The 19,250-nt window shown below is 64.9% G+C and carries 19 protein-coding genes; 8 read left to right on the top strand and 11 right to left on the bottom strand.

Annotated elements, in window-relative coordinates; translation table 11 throughout:
- Positions 1-15 precede the first annotated feature (15 nt).
- Positions 16-924, top strand: coding sequence for a DUF2891 domain-containing protein (locus SPBM01_RS10965; RefSeq protein ID WP_188061864.1), 909 nt, complete (start codon positions 16-18; stop codon positions 922-924).
- A 22-nt stretch (positions 925-946) separates the two neighbouring features.
- Here the strand turns inward: SPBM01_RS10965 and SPBM01_RS10960 are convergent, their stop codons facing one another.
- The 8 genes from SPBM01_RS10960 to SPBM01_RS10925 all read right to left on the bottom strand — a co-directional run bounded on the left by SPBM01_RS10960 (position 947) and on the right by SPBM01_RS10925 (position 8,533).
- Positions 947-1,654, bottom strand: coding sequence for a winged helix-turn-helix domain-containing protein (locus tag SPBM01_RS10960; RefSeq protein ID WP_188061863.1), 708 nt, complete (start codon positions 1,652-1,654; stop codon positions 947-949).
- Positions 1,617-2,630 (bottom strand): sulfotransferase family protein, encoded by a 1,014-nt coding sequence (locus SPBM01_RS10955; protein WP_188061862.1) that lies wholly within the window; start codon positions 2,628-2,630, stop codon positions 1,617-1,619. The genes SPBM01_RS10960 and SPBM01_RS10955 overlap by 38 nt, the downstream gene beginning before the upstream one ends.
- A gap of 1 nt (position 2,631) precedes the next feature.
- The gene (locus SPBM01_RS10950) at positions 2,632-3,753 is read right to left on the bottom strand and encodes a glycosyltransferase family 4 protein (RefSeq protein ID WP_188061861.1); all 1,122 of its coding nucleotides are present in this window, start codon (positions 3,751-3,753) and stop codon (positions 2,632-2,634) included.
- Positions 3,746-4,954, bottom strand: coding sequence for a glycosyl transferase (locus SPBM01_RS10945; protein ID WP_262504132.1), 1,209 nt, complete (start codon positions 4,952-4,954; stop codon positions 3,746-3,748). Before SPBM01_RS10945 ends, SPBM01_RS10950 begins: the two co-directional genes overlap by 8 nt.
- Positions 4,955-5,167: 213 nt before the next feature.
- On the bottom strand, positions 5,168-6,004 hold the full coding sequence (gene dapD / locus SPBM01_RS10940; protein WP_188061860.1) for a 2,3,4,5-tetrahydropyridine-2,6-dicarboxylate N-succinyltransferase: 837 nt from the start codon (positions 6,002-6,004) through the stop codon (positions 5,168-5,170).
- Positions 6,001-6,672, bottom strand: coding sequence for a pyrimidine 5'-nucleotidase (locus tag SPBM01_RS10935; RefSeq protein ID WP_188061859.1), 672 nt, complete (start codon positions 6,670-6,672; stop codon positions 6,001-6,003). The genes dapD and SPBM01_RS10935 overlap by 4 nt, the downstream gene beginning before the upstream one ends.
- Positions 6,673-6,798: 126 nt before the next feature.
- Complete coding sequence (locus SPBM01_RS10930) at positions 6,799-7,674, bottom strand: LOG family protein (protein ID WP_188061858.1); 876 nt, start codon at positions 7,672-7,674, stop codon at positions 6,799-6,801.
- A gap of 193 nt (positions 7,675-7,867) precedes the next feature.
- Entirely contained in the window at positions 7,868-8,533 is a 666-nt protein-coding gene (locus SPBM01_RS10925; RefSeq protein ID WP_188065672.1) for an extensin family protein, read from the bottom strand.
- Positions 8,534-8,706: 173 nt separating this feature from the next.
- Here SPBM01_RS10925 and SPBM01_RS10920 point away from each other — a divergent pair, with 173 nt between their 5' ends.
- The 6 genes from SPBM01_RS10920 to SPBM01_RS10895 all read left to right on the top strand — a co-directional run bounded on the left by SPBM01_RS10920 (position 8,707) and on the right by SPBM01_RS10895 (position 15,040).
- Positions 8,707-9,867: a phosphoserine transaminase gene (locus SPBM01_RS10920; protein WP_188061857.1), complete on the top strand. Its 1,161-nt coding sequence runs from the start codon at positions 8,707-8,709 to the stop codon at positions 9,865-9,867.
- 127 nt (positions 9,868-9,994) lie between these two features.
- Positions 9,995-11,575 (top strand): phosphoglycerate dehydrogenase, encoded by a 1,581-nt coding sequence (gene serA / locus SPBM01_RS10915; RefSeq protein ID WP_188061856.1) that lies wholly within the window; start codon positions 9,995-9,997, stop codon positions 11,573-11,575.
- Between the two features lie 53 nt (positions 11,576-11,628).
- Complete coding sequence (locus SPBM01_RS10910; protein ID WP_188061855.1) at positions 11,629-12,012, top strand: endonuclease domain-containing protein; 384 nt, start codon at positions 11,629-11,631, stop codon at positions 12,010-12,012.
- Positions 12,013-12,015: 3 nt separating this feature from the next.
- Complete coding sequence (locus tag SPBM01_RS10905) at positions 12,016-13,146, top strand: ATP phosphoribosyltransferase regulatory subunit (RefSeq protein WP_188061854.1); 1,131 nt, start codon at positions 12,016-12,018, stop codon at positions 13,144-13,146.
- A 351-nt stretch (positions 13,147-13,497) separates the two neighbouring features.
- Positions 13,498-14,787, top strand: a complete 1,290-nt coding sequence (locus SPBM01_RS10900) for an adenylosuccinate synthase (protein WP_188061853.1) — start codon at positions 13,498-13,500, stop codon at positions 14,785-14,787.
- Between the two features lie 70 nt (positions 14,788-14,857).
- The gene (locus SPBM01_RS10895; RefSeq protein WP_188061852.1) at positions 14,858-15,040 is read left to right on the top strand and encodes a hypothetical protein; all 183 of its coding nucleotides are present in this window, start codon (positions 14,858-14,860) and stop codon (positions 15,038-15,040) included.
- Here SPBM01_RS10895 and SPBM01_RS10890 read toward each other — a convergent pair.
- Positions 15,037-15,636: a Pr6Pr family membrane protein gene (locus SPBM01_RS10890; protein WP_262504131.1), complete on the bottom strand. Its 600-nt coding sequence runs from the start codon at positions 15,634-15,636 to the stop codon at positions 15,037-15,039. The two genes, SPBM01_RS10895 and SPBM01_RS10890, sit on opposite strands and share 4 nt — an antisense overlap.
- Positions 15,637-15,831: 195 nt before the next feature.
- On the opposite strand from SPBM01_RS10890, the gene SPBM01_RS10885 reads away from it, so the two are divergent.
- A complete protein-coding gene (locus tag SPBM01_RS10885) occupies positions 15,832-16,716 on the top strand; it encodes a bestrophin family protein (protein WP_188065670.1) in 885 nt (294 codons plus the stop codon).
- A 223-nt stretch (positions 16,717-16,939) separates the two neighbouring features.
- On the opposite strand, the gene SPBM01_RS10880 is transcribed toward SPBM01_RS10885, so the two are convergent.
- A complete protein-coding gene (locus SPBM01_RS10880) occupies positions 16,940-18,271 on the bottom strand; it encodes a dicarboxylate/amino acid:cation symporter (RefSeq protein ID WP_188061851.1) in 1,332 nt (443 codons plus the stop codon).
- Between the two features lie 332 nt (positions 18,272-18,603).
- A complete protein-coding gene (gene pdxH, locus SPBM01_RS10875; RefSeq protein WP_188061850.1) occupies positions 18,604-19,179 on the bottom strand; it encodes a pyridoxamine 5'-phosphate oxidase in 576 nt (191 codons plus the stop codon).
- Between the last annotated feature and the right edge of the window lie 71 nt (positions 19,180-19,250).

Below are 19,250 nucleotides of genomic sequence, written 5' to 3'. Positions count from 1 at the left end.
CGCTACCCTTATAAGATGGATCTGGTGCTGGCCGGACCGGAAGATGCGCGGGAACCGGCCGATCATCACCCGATCTTCCACGGCAGCTTCGACTGGCATAGCTGCGTCCATGGCTGGTGGCAGGTGCTGCGCCTGTTGCGCCTCTACCCCACCATGGCGCAGGCCGCCGCCATCCGCGCGCGTGCCGACGAAATGCTGGTGCCGGACAAGGTGGCGGGCGAACGCGCCTTCCTCGCCCGCCCGACCGCCAGCGGCTTCGAACGGCCCTATGGCTGGGCGTGGTTGCTTGCGCTGCATGGCGAAGCGGCCCAGCACGATGCGCCATGGGCCGCCGCGCTCGAACCGCTCGCACTGGCCTTTGCCGCGCGTTTCCACGCCTTCCTGCCCCGGCTCACTTACCCCTTGCGGGTCGGCACGCATTTTAACATCGCCTTTGCCCTCACCCTGACGCTGGAATGGGCGCAGGATCGCGATCCCGCCCTCGTCGCCCTGATCCATGACCGCGCGCTCGACTGGTTCGGGCAGGACCGCGCCTGTCAGGCGTGGGAGCCGGGCGGCGACGAATTTCTGTCCCCCGCTCTGTGCGAAGCGCTGCTGATGAGCCGCCTGCTGGAACCCCAGCCCTTTGCCGACTGGTTCCACGCCTTCCTGCCGCATTTGGCGGCGGGCGAACCCGCCACTCTGTTCACCCCCGCCACCGTGTCGGACCGCTCAGATGGCAAGATCGCCCATCTCGACGGCCTCAATCTCAGCCGCGCCTGGTGCTGGCGCGCAATCGCGGCAAAGCTGGGGCAGGGCGATCCCGTCACGCCGCTGGCCCATGATGCGGCAAACCGCCACATCGCCGCCAGCCTGCCCCATGTCGCGGGCGACTATATGGGCGAACATTGGCTGGCGACCTTCGCCCTGCTGGCGCTGGAATAGGAAGGTGCGGGCCGGTGCGGCCTTATCCCAACACAGAATGCACGAACATATAGCCTTCGTTGCGGATCGTGCGGATGACTGGCCCTTTCAGGCCGAACGCGGCCAGCTTGCGCCGCAACCGGCATAGCTGCACGTCGATCGAACGGTCGAAATAATCGCTCGCCCCGCCATAGACCCGGTCGAGCAGTCGCGCCCGGTCCAGCACCTGCCGGGGATGTTCGACGAACACTCGCAACAATTGAAACTCGCCATCGGACAAAGGCACGGCCGACCCGGTGGGGGTGAACAACTGCCCGGTCATCAGGTCCACGCGCCACCCGTCGAACCGCACGCTGTCGCGCCGCGATGGCACAACGTCCGCCGTCCGCCCGCGCAACGCCGTGCGGATGCGCGCCAGCAATTCGCGCGGATGGGCGGGCTTGGCCAGGCAATCCTCCGCCCCCATTTCCAGCGCGGCGATCCGCTCCGCGTCGCTCCCGGCGCGCGAATGGACGATCACCGGCAACCCGCGTTCCACCAGTTCGCGCAGCAAGCCATGGCCCGGCTGCGCCTGCACCAGCGGTTCCAGCACCACCAGCGCCCATTCCGCCTGGGCCAGCCGCGTCCGCATCATCGCGGGCGTGGACGCGCCTTCCACCGCAAAGCCGTAACAGGCAAATCGCGCCGTCAGTGCTTCGAGCAGCGGGGCGTCGTCATCGACGATGAGCAGGTGTCTGTGCGATGGCGTCATGCCCCAAAGGACGCTGCCGCCAGCGGATAACCGTCCCGCCCCCGCTACTGGACGGGACGCTGACGCTATCATGCCGCGCCTGCCACGCCAGCCGCGTGTGCAACGCCTGCGCGCCCGGCGCGTAATGAGCGCGCAGCCACGCCGTCAGATCCGGCTCGATCAGGTCGCCGGGGCGCAACGGTCGGCCAAATCGCCCCATCCCATTGGCCCAGCGCAACAGGGTGCGGCTCAACCGATACCAGCCCGGCACATGCACCAGCCAGTCTTTGTCCGCCACCGCCCGGCGGGTGAACAGGTTCATCGCCCGCGCCATGCCCAACAACGGTCGGCTGAGCGATGGATTGCGCGCCCCCCAGTCAATCTGGCTCAGGTCCACCTCCAGCCCGAACCGCGCCGCATAGGCGGACGCGAAACCGCGCGGGTCGGCGCGAAAATCCTCATAGCGGAACACATGCACCCGTCCCGCGCCGAACAGCGCATCATAATGCGCGATCAGCCGGTGATAGTCGAAATGCTCCAGGCAAAATCCCGGTGCCTCGTCCCGTTCCGGCGCGACCGCGCTCAGCCTGTCTCGCCCGAACAGGTAACGGCGCAGCCCGAACGTGCCGCCACCTTTGACATATTGCAGCCAGGCCGACGCAATCGCCGCCACCGGATCGCGCACGAAGATCACGATCTGCGCATCGGGCAGAGCGGCATGGATGCGCTGCGCGACATCCTTGCTCAAATTGCCCGCCAGCCCGCCATTATGCAGCCCGCCGGTCAGATTTTCCTCGCACAGCAGCGCATTGTCGCACGCCGAACCCAATGTTGTCCGCGCCTGCGCCGCATCGAAATGCAGCGCCCCGCTTGCCAGAAACGCCGCGCGCACCGTGGCGCGGGGCAGATAGGGCCGGTTGCGCACGGCGGGGTAGAATATATCCTGAAACCAGGTCGTGCCGGTCTTATGATAGCCGATATGGACGATCGCCCCCATCTCAGGCGGCCCGTGCAAAGGCTGGCGCGGCGACCGCCGCCGCCTCGCCCAGCGCCAGTCGGCAATGCCGGTCCCAACTGAACTGCGCCTGCGCAAAGGCACGGGCGCGCTCGCCGACACGCGCGCACAGCGCCGGGTCGCGCGCCAGCAGGTCGATAGCGCCCCGGATCGCGTCGACCGATCCGCCATCGACGACAAAGCCAGTCACGCCGTCGCGCACCAGTTCGGCCGGGCCGCCATCGCGCCCGACGATGCACACAATCCCCTGCGCCATGGCGTCGGCGACCGACAGGCCGAACCCTTCCACTTCCGCGCCATCTTCCAGCGCCATCTGCGGATGCACGAAAATATCGGCGGCGGCATAATGGTCGGCCAGCGCCTGCGCGCTGACATAACCCGCCATCGTCACGCTCGCCTCCAGCCCGGCATGGGCAATTGCGCCGCGTATCCGCACGCCATCCACCCCGCGCCCGACGATGCTAAGCGGCAGCGTTTCGTCTCGCTCCGCCAGCGCCCGCACTACAGCGACGATATTCTTGCGCGCCACCAACCGGCACACGCTCAGCAACCGCGCGCGCCCTTGCCCCAGCGTAAAGGGCGTCGCCGCCCGCACCGGCGGCATCACTACCCCGTTCCACGCCGTCACCGTTCGCGCGTCCAGCCCCGGCAGCCGGTCCAGCAACAGCGCGCGCGTCACATCGCTCACCGCCACGATCCGCTGCGCCCGGCCCAGCGTCAGCCGCAGCAGCGCAAACGCGATGCCGCGCGGTCGCCCGACTTCCCGGCCATGCACCGTCACGATCATGGGGCGGGCAAAGAACAAGGCGGGCAATCCCGCGCGCCAGGTGCAGGCATGGATCAGATCGGGCCGGTCCCCCGCGCGCCAAGCCCCCCACATCGCCCGGAACAGCCGCCAATAGACGATCCACATCGCCGCCGCGCCGACGTCGATCAGTTCGACCCCATCCGCGCGCTCCCGGCGCGGCCCGGCGGAGCTTTTGGCGAACAGCGTCACCCGCCGCCCCTGCGCGGCATAGGCGTGGGCCACTTCGCGAACATAGGTCTGCACCCCGCCTTCGTCGGGCATCGCCACGCGCGCCACCATCCAGACATGATCAACCATGGGCCAGCACCTCCCGATAGGGTGCAGGTGTAACGGCAGCACGGGGCTGCGTGCGCGCCAGCCACGCGGCCAGCGCCTGCGTCGCGCGCATCGACGCGGGCATCGCGCCGTCGTCGAACGTATGCGCCACGCCCTGCCGCTGCGCATCGGCATAGGCATCATGGCTGGCAATCGCGTCCGCCGCCGCGCCGACGATGCCGTCTGCGCTGTCCAGCACCGAACTATCCAGGACCGGGCCATAGCGCCAATGGCCATAGCTGCGATCGTCATGCCATGCGGCGCGATGGGCGTTCAGGAACAGGCAGGGGCGGGGCCGCGCCAGATATTCATACACCTGGCTCGACACGTCCCCCACATAAAGCGCCGCCATATGGACATAGCGCATGTCCACGCTGGCCCGGCTGCCCAGGTCGATATGGACATGGGGCAGGCGCGCCAGATCGGCCAGCCGCGCCTCCATCGCCGCGCGCTTGCGCCGGTTGTCGAACAGGCGGATGTGCGGCGCGACGATCAGGTTGAACCGGTCGTCCCGCGCGAACTGCCGGATGATCGCTTCCCCCATCGTTGGCCAGGACGACAGCTTGTCGGAAAAATGCGGGTTGTAGAGGATGACCGGCCGGTCGTTGGCAAACAGGCTACGACCGCCGCTGCGCCGCGCGGTCAGGTCGAACTTGCTATAGCCCGCAATGGCATAATGACCCTCGCGGATCAGCCCTTCGGCCAGCATCCGCTGCCGCTGCTTTTCGCCTGCCAGCAGCACGAAATCGAACTGCGCGATCCGCTTGTCATATCCCACTGCCCGGTCGCCCGCGCCATGGCAGGTATGGACGAACTTCGCTTTGCTCAGGCCCAGCCGCTTGAGCAGCAGGGACGTGCGTTCCGGCACGACGATCGCGTCATAATCGCGCAACTGCCGCCGCGCGGCCAGCAACACCGCCAGCTTGGGCGGCGTCGCTCCGCCGTTCAGCCGGGCCAGCCCGTCCAGCCAGCGCCCGCCGCAGCGCACAAACCGGATCGGCCCCGCACCCTGCGCCGCCGCCATCACGTCGATGGCGAATGCCGGGTCGCGCGACAGTGCGATGGCGATCGGCAACGCATGGAGCAGTTGGTGGATCTGCGCATTGAAGAAGAAGCAGACACGCTGCGCCGGACGCAACGGCTGCGGCGGCATGTCCCGATGAACGAACCAGGCACGTCCCATGATATTCTCCGTTCGACAGACCCGAACGAAGACATGCGCAACCATTGTCGCGACCGAATTTCACCATGCGACACCCGCGACGCACGACTGCAACAAACCGGACATGGGGGCAGGCACAGGGAAAATCCTCCCCTGCAAGGGGAGGGGGACCGCCCGCATAGCGGGTGGTGGAGGGGTGTCACCCTTTCGTGGGCGCGACACCCCCCGTGCGAATCAATCCCGCAGCAACTCGTTGATCCCGGTCTTGGACCGCGTCTGTGCGTCCACCCGCTTGACGATCACCGCGCAATAGAGGCTCGGCCCCGGCGTGCCGTCGGGCAATGGCTTGCCCGGCAGGCTGCCCGGCACGATCACCGAATAGGGCGGGACTTCGCCCATGAAGATTTCGCCGGTCGCCCGGTCGATGATCTTGGTCGACTGGCCAATGAACACGCCCATCGACAGGACCGAACCCTTGCCGATGCGCACGCCTTCCACCACTTCGGACCGCGCGCCGATGAAGCAGTCATCCTCGATGATCACCGGGTCGGCCTGCAACGGTTCCAGCACGCCGCCAATGCCGACACCTCCCGACAGGTGGACATTCTTGCCGATCTGGGCGCAGCTGCCCACCGTGACCCAGGCGTCGACCATCGTGCCTTCATCGACGAACGCGCCGATATTGACGAAGCTGGGCATCAAAATCGCATTCTTCGCGATATGGGCGCCCGCCCGCGCGAACGCTCCCGGCACCGCGCGGAAACCGGCGGCACGGAATTCCGCCTCGCCCCATCCGGCGAACTTGCTCGGCACCTTGTCCCACCAGAAACCGCCGCCCGGCCCGTTTTCGATCAGCGCATTGTCATTGAGCCGGAACGAGAGCAGCACGGCTTTCTTGAGCCACTGATTGACCTGCCACCCGCCGTCCACCGGCTCGGCCACGCGCCCCTTGCCGCTGTCCAGCAGCGCCAATGCCGCGTTCACTGCATCGCGCACGGCCCCTTGGGTGTTCAGGCTCACATTGGCCCGGTCCTCCCAGGCGGCGTCGATCGTGCTTTGCAGGTCGGTCATGCATTGTCCCCAAGGATGCGGGCCAGAAAAGGCCGTAGATGGTCGGTTTCGAAATCGATGAAATCGGGATGATGGTCGTGATTGCCCGCTTCGGATCCATTATTGACCCAGATGGTCGCCATGCCGATCGCCTTGGCGGGCCGCAAATTGCGCGCCATATCCTCGAAAAATGCCGCGCGGGTCGGGTCGACATCATGCACCCGGCATAATTCATCATAGCCCGACGGATCGGGCTTGGGGATATATTGGCAGGCGTGGATGTCGTGGATCAGCTCGAACATGTCGCCCAATCCCAACCTGTCCAGCACCCGCCCGGCATAGGCCGCATCGCCATTGGTAAAGATCAGCCGCCGCCCCGGCAGCGTCGCGATCAGCGCGTTCAATTCGGTATCGACCTCCAGCCGATCCATCGAAATATCATGGACATAATCAAGGAAAGCGTGCGGCTCGATGCCATGATGGTGCATCAGCCCCGACAATGTCGTGCCATGCTCCATGAAATAGCGCTTCTGCGTTTCGCGAGCGATCACCGGGTCGCACCCCAGCAACCCCTGAATAAACTCGCCCATCTTCACGTCGATCAACGCGAACAGGTCCGCCTTCGCCGGGTAGAGCGTATTGTCCAGATCGAAGATCCAGGTGTCGACATGATCCAGGTCGCCAAGCATGGCCGCGCCCTAATCCGCTAAGGGTTGAAGGGCAAGGCCTCTAAACCTTCTCCCCGCCGGGGAGAAGGATACGCAGCCTTACCGGCATAGCCGGTTAGGCGAAGTTGGAAGAGGGGGCCGCCACCCTCAACAGCCCAGCGGCTCGCTGTCATGATAGAAAGCCTGCACCGCCTGCCAGGCGTCCTCCGCCGTCTCCACCCAGGTCAACAGGTTGAGGTCAGCGTGCGAAATCACGCCCTCGTCGGCCAGCGCCTCGAAATCGACCACCTTGTTCCAGAAATCCTTGCCGAACAGCAGGATAGGGATGGGTTTCATCTTGCCGGTCTGGATCAGCGTCAGCAATTCGAACATCTCGTCGAACGTGCCGAACCCGCCGGGAAACACGGCCAGTGCCCGCGCGCGCAGCAGGAAGTGCATCTTGCGCAGCGCGAAATAATGGAACTGGAACGAGAGTTCCGGCGTCACGAATCGGTTGGGTGCCTGTTCGTGCGGCAGCACGATGTTCATGCCGATCGTCGTCTGCCCGACGTCGATCGCGCCGCGATTGGCCGCTTCCATGATCGACGGACCACCGCCCGAACAGACCACGAAATGGCGGCCGCCTTCCGCATTCACCGGATATTGCGCTGCAATCCGCGCCAGCGCCCGCGCTTCGTCATAATAGACCGCCTTGGCCGCCAGATTTTCGGCGATCTTGCGCTGCTGCGGCGTGGTCGCGGCGTCGATTCGCGCCTGCGCCTGTTCCGGCTCGGGAATCCGCGCTGACCCATAGAAAACGAAGGTCGACTCGATCTGCGCCTCGTCCATCAGCAATTGGGGCTTGAGCAATTCCAGCTGGAACCGCACCGGGCGCAAATCTTCCCGCAACAGGAATTCGGTATCCTGAAAGGCCAGCCGATAGGCCGCGCTGCGGGTTTGCGGGGTGCCGACAGTCTTGCGGGCGTCGTCGGCCTCTTGCCGGGCCGGACGGAACTTGCGTTCCTCAATCTCTTTTTTCGTCATCGCAATGATTTAAGGGGCGCGGACGACATTGCCAAGGCTTTGGATGATTGACGAATATGCTTTCGCATATTCGCGCCGCACCGGCCCTCTCCCCCACCCGGCCTCCCATTCAGGATATTCTGTGGGTGGCCGGGTGGGGGAGAGGGCCGGTGCGGCTAAAAATGCGCTCTTTCGCGCATTTTTCAAACAGCCCTCACCGACAAAATCCCCCCTTGCCGCCCATGTCGAAATGCAGATGGTCGCGGTGCGCCGCATTATAATCGGGGCTAAGTACGGTGTTGAACCGCTTGCACGCGCTGGCATGGACGATTTTCAGGAATTGCTGCGTCTTGCGGTCGCCGCTCCACCCCTGTTCCACCGTAATCCTGCGCCCGTCGTCCAGTACGAAGGCGGCAATGTCGATCGCATTGCTATGGGCATGTTCGGACAATTTCGCGCTGCCTGCGATCGGGCGGCAATTATAGGTGCCGAACGTGTCGATCCGCACGATTTCCGCGCCCAGCACCGCCCGCGCCGCAGGCTGCACGCCATAGCGCGCCCAGGCCGCGAAATTCGCCGCCAATGTGCAGGTCATCGCCCCCAAATTGGTCGCTGGCACGCCGATGTCGAGCAGCTTCACGCTGTTCAGCGCGCTGCACCCGCCACCGAACGTCCGGTCGGGCAGGGGGGTGAAGGCGACCGATTGCGCCTGCAATTTCGCGAAACATTGCCGCGTATCGACGGTGGGAATGGGCGCAGCCCGCACCGGCTTCGACGCGCGCGCCACCCGTCCGCGTGGCACCAGGTCGCCGGCGCACGCACTCACCATCATCGCCATCAACGCGGCCATCGCCACGCTGCGAAACATCACCATGTCCATCGCCCGCTTTGCCAAGGGGACGCATCCTAACAGGGCAAATCTTGCGCATGGTTAACAGCGGCAACGGCTCGTCCCATTTTCGCAACATCCTTGACAGGCCCGCTGAACGCTTTAGTGGAGCCAGCGGGCCACGCGGTCCCAACGCCGCGCTGCTCTCTGTAAGGAGAAGCTACATGACTGATTTGACTGCCGTTGATGCCACCGTTGCGCCTGCCGTAAAGCCCGCAACTCTTCCGGCCCGTCCCTTTTTCTCGTCCGGTCCCTGCGCCAAGCCTCCCGGCTGGAGCGCTGCTGCGCTTGCCACCGACTCGCTCGGCCGCTCGCACCGTTCCAAGATCGGCAAGACTCGCCTTCAGTACAGCATCGACCTGATGCGCGAATTGCTGAACCTGCCCGACACCCACCGCATCGGCATCGTGCCGGGTTCCGACACCGGCGCGTTCGAAATGGCGATGTGGACGATGCTGGGCGCGCGCCCCGTCACCACGATCGCCTGGGAAAGCTTCGGCGAAGGCTGGGTGACCGACGCGGCCAAGCAGTTGAAGCTCGACCCCACCGTCATCCGCGCCGACTATGGCCAGTTGCCCGACCTCACCACCGTCGATTTCAGCAACGACGTGCTGTTCACCTGGAACGGCACCACGTCGGGCGTGCGCGTCCCCAACGCCGATTTCATCCCGGCGGATCGCGAAGGCCTGACCTTCGCCGACGCGACCAGCGCGGTGTTCGCCTATGACATCGACTGGGCGAAGATCGACGTCGCCACCTTCTCCTGGCAGAAGGTGCTGGGCGGCGAGGGCGGCCATGGCGTGCTGATCCTTGGTCCCCGCGCGGTCGAGCGCCTCGAAACCTACACCCCCGCCTGGCCCCTGCCCAAGGTTTTCCGCCTGGTGTCGAAGGGCAAGCTGGCCGAAGGCGTGTTCAAGGGCGAAACGATCAACACCCCCTCCATGCTGGCGGTCGAAGACGCCATCTTCGCGCTGGAATGGGGCAAGTCGATCGGCGGCGCGGCAGGCCTCATCGCCCGTTCGGACGCCAACGCCGCCGCGCTCGACAAGATCGTCGCCGACCGCGACTGGCTCGGCCATCTCGCGGTCGATGAAGCCACCCGCTCGAAAACCAGCGTCTGCCTGACCGTCGCGGGTGCCGATGAAGCCTTTATCAAGGCGTTCGCCGCCCTGCTCGAAAAGGAAGGCGCGGCGCTCGACATCGCGGGCTATCGCGATGCCCCTGCTGGCCTGCGCATCTGGTGCGGCGCGACCGTCGACACCGCCGATATCGAAGCGCTCGGCCCCTGGCTCGACTGGGCCTATGCGACCGTGAAGGCCGCCTGAACTTTCTTCCCCATCACTACCCGTCATCCCAGCGAAGGCTGGGATCTCAGGCCTCCAGGCACAAGCATAGCCTCCTGAGATCCTGACCTGCGTCAGGATGACGAATTGCACAGAAAGGCAATTCGTCATGCCAAAAGTTCTTATCAGCGACAAAATGGACCCCCGCGCCGCTGCGATCTTCCGTGAACGCGGCGTCGAAGTCGACGTCGTCACCGGCAAGACCCCCGAAGAACTGATCGCCATCATCGGCGACTATGACGGCCTGGCCATCCGTTCCTCGACCAAGGTGACCAAGGCGATCCTCGACGCCGCCACCAACCTCAAGGTCATTGGTCGCGCGGGCATCGGCGTCGATAATGTCGACATCCCCTATGCCTCGGCCAAGGGCGTGATCGTCATGAACACCCCGTTCGGCAACTCCATCACCACCGCCGAACATGCCATCGCCTTGATGTTCGCCCTCGCGCGCCAAATTCCGCAGGCGAATGCCGAAACCCAGCAGGGTCTGTGGCCCAAAAACGGCTTCATGGGCGTGGAAGTCACTGGCAAGACGCTGGGCCTGATCGGCGCGGGCAATATCGGCTCCATCGTCGCCAGCCGCGCGCTGGGCCTCAAGATGAAGGTCGTCGCGTTCGACCCCTTCCTGACCCCCGAACGCGCCATCGAAATGGGCGTGGAAAAGGCGGATCTCGACACGCTGCTGGCCAAGGCCGACTTCATCACGCTGCACACGCCGCTGACCGACCAGACCCGCAATATCCTCAGCCGCGAAAATCTGGCCAAGACCAAGAAAGGCGTGCGCATCGTCAACTGTGCGCGTGGCGGCCTGATCGACGAAGCCGCGCTCAAGGACGCGCTCGATTCGGGCCAGGTGGCGGGCGCCGCGCTCGACGTGTTCCAGACCGAACCGGCCAAGGATTCGCCGCTGTTCGGCACTCCCAACTTCATCTGCACCCCGCATCTGGGCGCATCGACCGACGAAGCGCAGGTCAATGTCGCGCTCCAGGTCGCCGACCAGCTGTCCGACTATCTGCTCGACGGCGGCATCACCAATGCGCTCAACGTCCCCAGCCTGTCCGCCGAAGAAGCCCCCAAGCTCAAGCCCTATATGGCGATCGCCGAAAAGCTCGGCAGCCTGATCGGCCAGCTTGAAGGCGACGCGATCACCGGCGTAGCCGTCGAAGTCGAAGGCCATGCCGCCGAACTGAACCAGAAGCCCATCACCGCTGCCGTTCTGGCGGGCCTGATGCGCGTCTATTCGGACACGGTGAACATGGTCAACGCCCCCTTCCTCGCCAAGGAACGCGGCCTCGACGTGCGCGAAGTGCGCCACGACCGCGAAGGCGATTACCAGACGCTGGTGCGCGTCACCGTCACCACCGAAAATGGCGACAAATCGGTCGCAGGCACGCTGTTCGGCGCGGCCAGCCCGCGCCTTGTCGAACTGTTCGGCATCAAGGTGGAGGCCGATCTGGACGGCACCATGCTCTACATCGTCAACCAGGACGCGCCCGGCTTCATCGGTCGCCTGGGGTCCACGCTGGGCGAAGCCGACGTCAATGTCGGCACCTTCCACCTTGGCCGCCGCAACCAGGGCGGCGAAGCGGTCCTCCTCCTCTCCGTCGACGGCACCGTCACCGAACCGCTCCGCTGGGAAATCTGCAACCTGACCGGCGTGAAGACGGTGAAACTGCTCCGCTTCGCGTAAGCCTGTAAAGCCCTCTCCCCACTGGGGAGAGGGTTGGGAGAGGGGGAGCAACCATGCGGCTAGACCCAACGCTCAAACAGCGCGCCAAACATATGCGCGCCAACCCCACCCCCGCCGAACAGAAACTCTGGCTCGCGCTGCGCGCCAACCGCTTCGAAAACCGGCAATTGACGCGCCAGACGATCGTCGCGCCTTACATCGTCGATTTCGCCGCAAAGGCCGCGCGCCTCATCATCGAAGTCGATGGGGATACACATTCCGCCAAAGATCGCTATGACGCCCGGCGAACCGAGTTTCTGGAATCGCTGGGGTATCGCGTGATCCGTTTTGCCAATCATGATGTGACGGGGAATGTGGAGGGCGTGCTGAGCGTGATTGCCGAAGCATTGCGCGTTTCCCCCTCTCCCCAGCCCTCTCCCCAAGGGGAGAGGGAGTAAAGGATGACCATGATCCCGCCCGGCCTTCTTCCCGAAGGATTGTCCGACCGCCTGCCGCCGCAGGCCGAAGCCTCCGCCCGGCTTGCGCGCCGCGTCCTTGATACGGTGGCGACGCATGGTTATGAACGAGTCATGCCCCCGCTCGCGGAGTTTGAGGATACGCTGACCCAGCGCCTCAAATCCATGCGCGCGCAGGATCTGGTCCGCGCCGTCGATCCCGTCTCGCAACGCAGCCTGGCGCTGCGCCCGGACATGACGGCGCAGGTCGGGCGCATCGCCGCCACCCGCCTTGCCGCCGCCCCGCGCCCCCTGCGCCTCTCCTATGCCGGGCCAGTGATTCGCCTGAAAGCCAACCAGCTGCGCCCCGAACGCGAAAAATTGCAGGTCGGGGCCGAACTGATCGGCACGGACAGCGTCGCCGCGGCGGTCGAAATAGTCAATGTCGCGATCGAAGCGTTGCAGGCAGCGGGCGTCACGGGTCTCACCATCGACTTCACGCTGCCCGACCTGATCGACATGCTCGCCGCCGGGCCGTTGCCGCTGGCGTCACATGAGGTCGAATCCGTCCGCACCGAACTGGACGCCAAGGATGCCGGCGCGCTCGTCGCCCTCGGCCCGCAAGCGGCGGCTTATCTCCCCCTGATCGAAGCGACCGGGCCTTTTCACGCCGCGATGGACCGGCTCGAAGCCTTCAACGCCCAGCTTGGCGGCGCGATCGACAGCCGCATCGCGGGCCTGCGCGCCATCGCAAAGCCGATCGGCTGGGACATCACCCTGACGCTCGACCCCACCGAACGGCATGGTTTCGAATATCAGAACTGGTTCGGCTTCTCGATCTTTGCCGAAGGGTTCATCGGCGAAATCGGGCGCGGCGGCAGCTATGCCATTCGCCGCGCCGACGGGCAGGACGAACCGGCCATGGGCTTCTCGCTCTATCCCGACCCGCTGATCGACGCAGGCTTCGGCGCGGAAACCCCCCGCCGCCTGTTCGTGCCACTGACCGCCGACCCCGCCCGCGCCGCCATGCTGCGCGCCGAAGGCTGGCACACCGTCGCGGCGCTTGGGGCAGGGGAAGATGGCGTCGCCCAACGCTGCACCCACTGGCTCGACGGCGACGAACCGCGCGCCTACTGAACCGCGCTTTTTGCACGAAAAACTACAACGCGCGTTACAGTGGCCCGTCGCGGCCAAAAGCCATGTCCGCGCGATAATCGAATAACATATTGATATAAAACAGCTATTCTGGAATTTTGCGCAGGGTCCACTGTCGCAAAAAATAGGATTTTGCCCCCTCACGCGCGCAAATCGCGACTCTATGTCCATCTTGCTGTCCATGTTACCGCGCCCACCATGTCTTGACGCGCCGGTCCCGCCCGGCTAACCGCCGCTCGCACAGGGCGCACCGTGTCCACCCTATCCCGCCGGCATGTCGAGTCCCGTCGAAGGGCATGTCCGGTTCGCGCGGCGGGGCGAAGGACTATATCCATGGCAAATGTTACCGTGATCGGCGCTCAGTGGGGCGACGAAGGCAAGGGCAAGATCGTCGACTGGCTGTCCGAACGGGCCGATGTCGTCGCCCGCTTCCAGGGCGGCCACAATGCCGGCCACACCCTCGTCGTCGGCGAAAAAGTCTATAAACTCTCGCTGCTTCCCTCAGGCATCGTGCGTGGCACATTGTCGGTCATTGGCAATGGCGTGGTGCTGGACCCGTGGCATTTCCGCGACGAAGTGGCCAAGCTGACAGGGCAGGGCGTGTCGATCACCCCCGACAATCTCCAGATCGCCGAAACCTGCCCGCTCATCCTGCCCTTCCACCGCGACCTCGACGGCCTGCGCGAAGATGCAAGCGGCGCGGGCAAGATCGGCACCACCCGGCGCGGCATCGGCCCGGCCTATGAGGATAAGGTCGGCCGCCGCGCCATCCGCGTGTGCGACCTGTTCCACCTCGACGATCTCGACCTTCAGATCGACCGCCTGACCGCCCATCACGACGCCTTGCGCGCCGGTTTCGGCGAACCGCCGATCGACCGCGCCGCGCTGATGGCGGAACTCACCGAAATCGCCAGTTTCATCCTGCCCTTCGTCAAGCCGGTCTGGCTGACGCTCAACCGCGCCAAGGCAGCGGGCAAGCGCATTTTGTTCGAAGGGGCGCAGGGCACCCTGCTCGACATCGACCATGGCACCTATCCCTTCGTCACCTCCTCCAACACCGTCGCTGGCACGGCGGCCAGCGGCACCGGCCTTGGTCCCAATGCGGCGGGCTTCGTGCTGGGCATCGTCAAGGCTTACACCACCCGCGTCGGCTCCGGCCCGTTCCCCACCGAACTGGAGGATGCCACCGGCCAGCGGCTGGGCGAGCGCGGCCATGAATTTGGCACCGTCACCGGGCGCAAGCGCCGCTGCGGCTGGTTCGACGCGGTGCTGGTGCGTCAATCGATCGCGGTATCGGGCGTCACCGGCATCGCGCTGACCAAGCTGGACGTGCTGGACGGGTTCGACACGCTCAACATCTGCGTCGGCTACACGATCGGCGACCAGACCTACGATTATCTGCCCGCCCATGCGCAGGATCAGGCCAAGGCACAGCCGATCTACGAAACGATCGAAGGCTGGCACGAAACCACGGCGGGCGCCCGCAGCTGGGCCGAACTCCCGGCGCAGGCAATCAAATATATCCGCCGGATCGAAGAACTGATCGGCTGCCCCGTCACCCTCGTCTCCACCAGCCCGGAACGCGAGGACACCATCCTGGTCCGCGATCCGTTCGCGGATTGATTGTGTCGGGTTCAGGCATGGCCTGAACCGTTCGGGAGCGGGCCGGTGCGGTCTTTCCAAAGGAAATGTGATGGCGCAGGAAAAATTCGAACGGCACAAGCAAGCTTGGACTCAGGATGAGATCCAGAAGCTGCACACGCTGGCCAAGAAGGGCATGGGCCTTAAATCCATTGCCAAGGCGCTGACCCGGACCGAGGAATCGACCAAGGCCCGCGCCAAGGATGATGGCCTGAACATCGCCAAATTGCGCTAACCGCGCCGCGCCATGCGCCGGTCGATCCAGACCAGCGCATGGCCCGCCGCGACGAAGCTCACCGCAATCAGCGCGGCGTTGACCAGCACCGGGCCGATGCCCAGCTTTGCCACATTGATGAACGGATAGGCATAGCGGCCCTCCGCCACCCCGCGCAGCAACGCATAGGGCAGATAGAGCGCGGGAAACAGCGCCCACCGCCACGGGTCGCGCCAGCCTAGCTGCCCGCGTGGCGCAAAGCCGATCCACCACAAAGGCGCCAGCACCGGCGTCACCTTGTGCAGCAATGTGTCGGCCAGCAACGCCCCACCACTCAGGTCCAGCAGCCCGTTCAACAACAGCCCATAGACGATCCCGACCAGCAGGATCGCCAGCACCACGCCCGCCAACCGGCGCGGACGGATCGCCCCGCCCAGCGCCACTGCGCCAAACGCCATCGCCACCAGCATATTGGCCAGCACGGTAAAGAAGCGCAGCAGCGTCCACACCGTCTCCACGACCGATCCGGTCTGCGCCAGCGTCGCGGCAAACTGCACCACCAGCCCCGCCAGTGCGACCAGCGCCACGATTCCCGCACCTGCCCGTGTCATGCCCATATGCCCGCCTCCTCGCCCGCCGCGCTCGCCGGTCACGTTACGCGCGGCGTGGCGCATGTCCAGCAGCCGGTCGACCCTGCCGACCCGCCCTGCGCACAAGTTGCGTCATGGCCGCGCCGGTCGTTTCGCTATAGCATCGGTGGAGCCTTTGCGCCGGGCCTGCGTTGGCGGGGTCGTTACCTTTCGGAGAAGCCCATGATCGTCGAACCCGTCCCCAGCCTGCGCCAGATCGCTGCCGAAGTGTGGCGGCCGCTGACGGCCCTGTTCGTGTGGGACTGCGTCGTCACGATCACTTATTATGTGCTGCCCTTCAAGGCGCCATCGCTGCCGCTGACCATCTTCGGTTCGGCGCTGGCGCTGTTTCTGGGCTTCCGTTCCAATTCGGCCTATCAGCGCTGGTGGGAAGGGCGCGTGCTGTGGGGCGCGATGATCAACGCCTCGCGCAGCCTGGCGCGCGCCACCCGCAACTTCCTGCCGGATCCCGACGCCCGCGACATCAAGCGCGAAATCGTCAAGCGCCAGATCGCCTATGTCAACGCGCTGCGCTGCCAGTTGCGCCGCCTGCCGATCGACGACGCTGTCACCGGATTTCTGCTGGAACGGGACAAGCAACATGCGCTGGCCCGCACCAACCCGGCCAACGGCCTGCTCGACAGCACCGGGCGGCGGATCGACATCGCCCGGCGCGAAGGGTGGATCGACACGATCCAGCAGGCGCAGATGGAAGCCGTGCTGGTCGACATCGCCAATGCGCAGGGCGGCATGGAGCGGCTCAAGAACACGCCGCTGCCCAATCAATATCGCTTCCTGCCGACCCTGTTCACGCACATGTTCTGCGTGCTGCTGCCAATCGGGCTGGTCGAAACGCTGGGGCTGGCGACGCCGCTTGGCTCGACCGTCGCGGGCCTCATGTTCCTGGCCGTCCTGCGCATCGGTGACGATCTGGTCGATCCGTTCGCCAACAGCGTTCACGACGTGTCGCTCAACGCCATGTGCCGCACGATCGAAATCGACCTGCTCCAGTCCATCGGCGACCCTGCACCGTCCCCGGTTCAGCCGGTCAAGGGCGTGCTGTGGTGAAGTCGGCTTAGAATCCTCCCCCTGCAAGGCAGGGCTATCGCATATGAAATTGTTCTACTTTTAATCGTCATGCTGAACTTGTTTCAGCATCCATTTCTCGTCGCGAACGGCGGCTTTTTGGGCATGATGGATCCTGAAATAAATTCAGGATGACTTTGTAGGGATAAGAAAAGGTCATATGCGATAGCCACCCCCCCTGCAAGGGCAGGATGCTGCGGGAACCTTACCCCTTGCGGTCGCCATCCGTCATATCCGACGCCAGTTCCAGCCCCGCGCGGCCATGCGCCGGGCCATGCGCCGGTGCCTTGGGATGCGGCACGTCGACGGCCTCCTCGACTTCCAGCATCCCTTCCCATTTGGTGATGACCGACGTAGCGATGGCATTGCCCAGCACGTTGGTGGCGGTGCGGCCCATGTCCATGAAATGATCCACCGCCAGGATGAAGGCGACCCCCTCGACCGGCAAGTCGAACTGGCCCAGCGTCGCGGCAACAACCACCAGGCTCGCGCGCGGCACGGCGGCGATGCCCTTGCTGGTCACCATCAGCACCAGCAATATGGTGATCTGCGTCGCGATCGGCAGGTCGATGCCATAGGCCTGCGCGATGAAGATGGTGGCGAAGGTCGAATACATCATCGACCCGTCAAGGTTGAAACTATAGCCCAGCGGCAGCACGAAGCTGTAGATCCGGCGCGGCACGCCGAAACGGTCCAGCTGCTCCAGCATCTTGGGGTAGGCCGCTTCGGAAGAAGCCGTGGAAAAGGCGATCAGCAACGGTTCGCGAACATAGCGAACCAGCTTGAACATCCGTTTGCCCAGGAAAATGGAGCCAGCCGCGAACAGCAGGATCCACAGCGCCCCCAGCGCCAGGTAGAATTCCCCGATCAACTGGCCGAACGTGACCAGCACGCCCAGCCCTTCGGTCGTCACGACTGACGCCAGCGCCCCGAACACGGCAAAGGGCGCGACCCGCATGACATAGCCTGTCACCTGCAACATCAATTCGACCATCGATTCGATGACCGTGACGATCGGCTTGCCCTTGTCGCCGATCGCGGTCAGCGCGACGCCCACGAACAGGGAGAATACGACGATCTGAAGGATCGAATTTTCCGCCATCGCCCCGACCATGGATGTCGGAAAGACATGCAGGATGAAGTCGCGGAAATTGAGCGCTTCGGTGTTGACGCCCGATTCGACGCCTGAGCGAACAAGGTTCAGCCCAGCGCCGGGCTGGAAGAAATTGACGAAGATGAGGCCCAGCGTCAGCGAGATCAGGCTGGCGATGACGAACCAGGCCAGCGCCCGCCCGCCGATCCGCCCCAGCGCCGCGCTGTCGCCCATATGCGCGATGCCCGCGACCAGCGTGGAAAAGACCAGCGGCGCGATGATCATCTTTATGAGGTGCAGGAAGATGTCGGCCAGCAGATGGAAATAGCCCGCGACCTGTTTGGCCAGCGTCTCGTCTCCGCCGACCCACAAATTGGCCGCGAAGCCCACGATCACCCCCAGGACCATGCCGGTCAGGATGTAGGCCGTCAGTCTATTGCGCATTATGTCCCTCTAGGCCGGGCGGGGTCGGCCCGCGCCATCTTTTACTTCTGTCAGGCTATTACCTAACAGGCGCATGGGTCACCCGCAATCGGTGCGCGCCAGGCTGCATGGGGATAGACGAACGACGCGCCGCTTTCCGCGCCTCGCTCCGTCCGAAATGGGGCAGATTGCGGCGCTTGGAGTCTGTCTCGAAATACGCGAAGGCGAGCATTTCGGTTGCAGCACCGGCCCTCACCCCCACCCGACTGCCCACAGACTGTATCCTGAATGGGAGGTCGGGTGGGGGTGTGGGCTGGTGCGGATGCGCCAAAGGCGAATTTCGAGACAAACGCTCAGGGGTAAAGCAGCCCTTCGCTCCAGCCATCGCCCGACCGCGTGAAAACCCGCCGTTCATGCAGCCGATGCTCGCGATCCTGCCAATATTCGATGCGGTGCGGCGTCACGCAAAAACCCGACCAGTGCGGTGGACGCGGCACCGGCCCGTCGGCAAAGCGCGCGGCCATCGCGTCATATCGGTCCATGAACGTCTGCCGGTCGGGCAGGGGGCGGGACTGGTCCGACGCCCAAGCGCCCAACTGGCTGTCGCGCCCGCGCGTGGCGAAATAGGCGTCGGCCGTGGCATCGTCCACCGGGCCGACCGGGCCTTCGATACGGATCTGCCGCCGCATGGATTTCCAGTGGAACAGCAAAGCGGCATGGGGATTGGCGATCAGCTCGCCCGCCTTGCGCCCCTCGAAATTGGTATAGAATATGAAACCGTCCGGCCCATGGCCTTTCAGCAGCACCATGCGGACCGACGGACGCCCGTCCGCATCCGCCGTGGCCAGCGCCATCGCGTTGCTATCGTTGATTTCGCTCTGGCGGGCTTGGCCATACCAGTCGTCGAACAGGGCAAAGGGATCGGTCATGCCGCTCTCTTACGGCGCGGGCATGATGCTGTCGATATGGGCCTTTGGCAGGGATCGGTCCCGACCGGCCG

Origin of the sequence: Sphingobium sp. KCTC 72723, assembly GCF_014280435.1 — a bacterium.
Taxonomy (GTDB): Bacteria; Pseudomonadota; Alphaproteobacteria; order Sphingomonadales; family Sphingomonadaceae; genus Sphingobium.
Note: the sequence above shows the minus strand (reverse complement) of the source record. Positions and strands in the feature narration are given on the sequence as shown.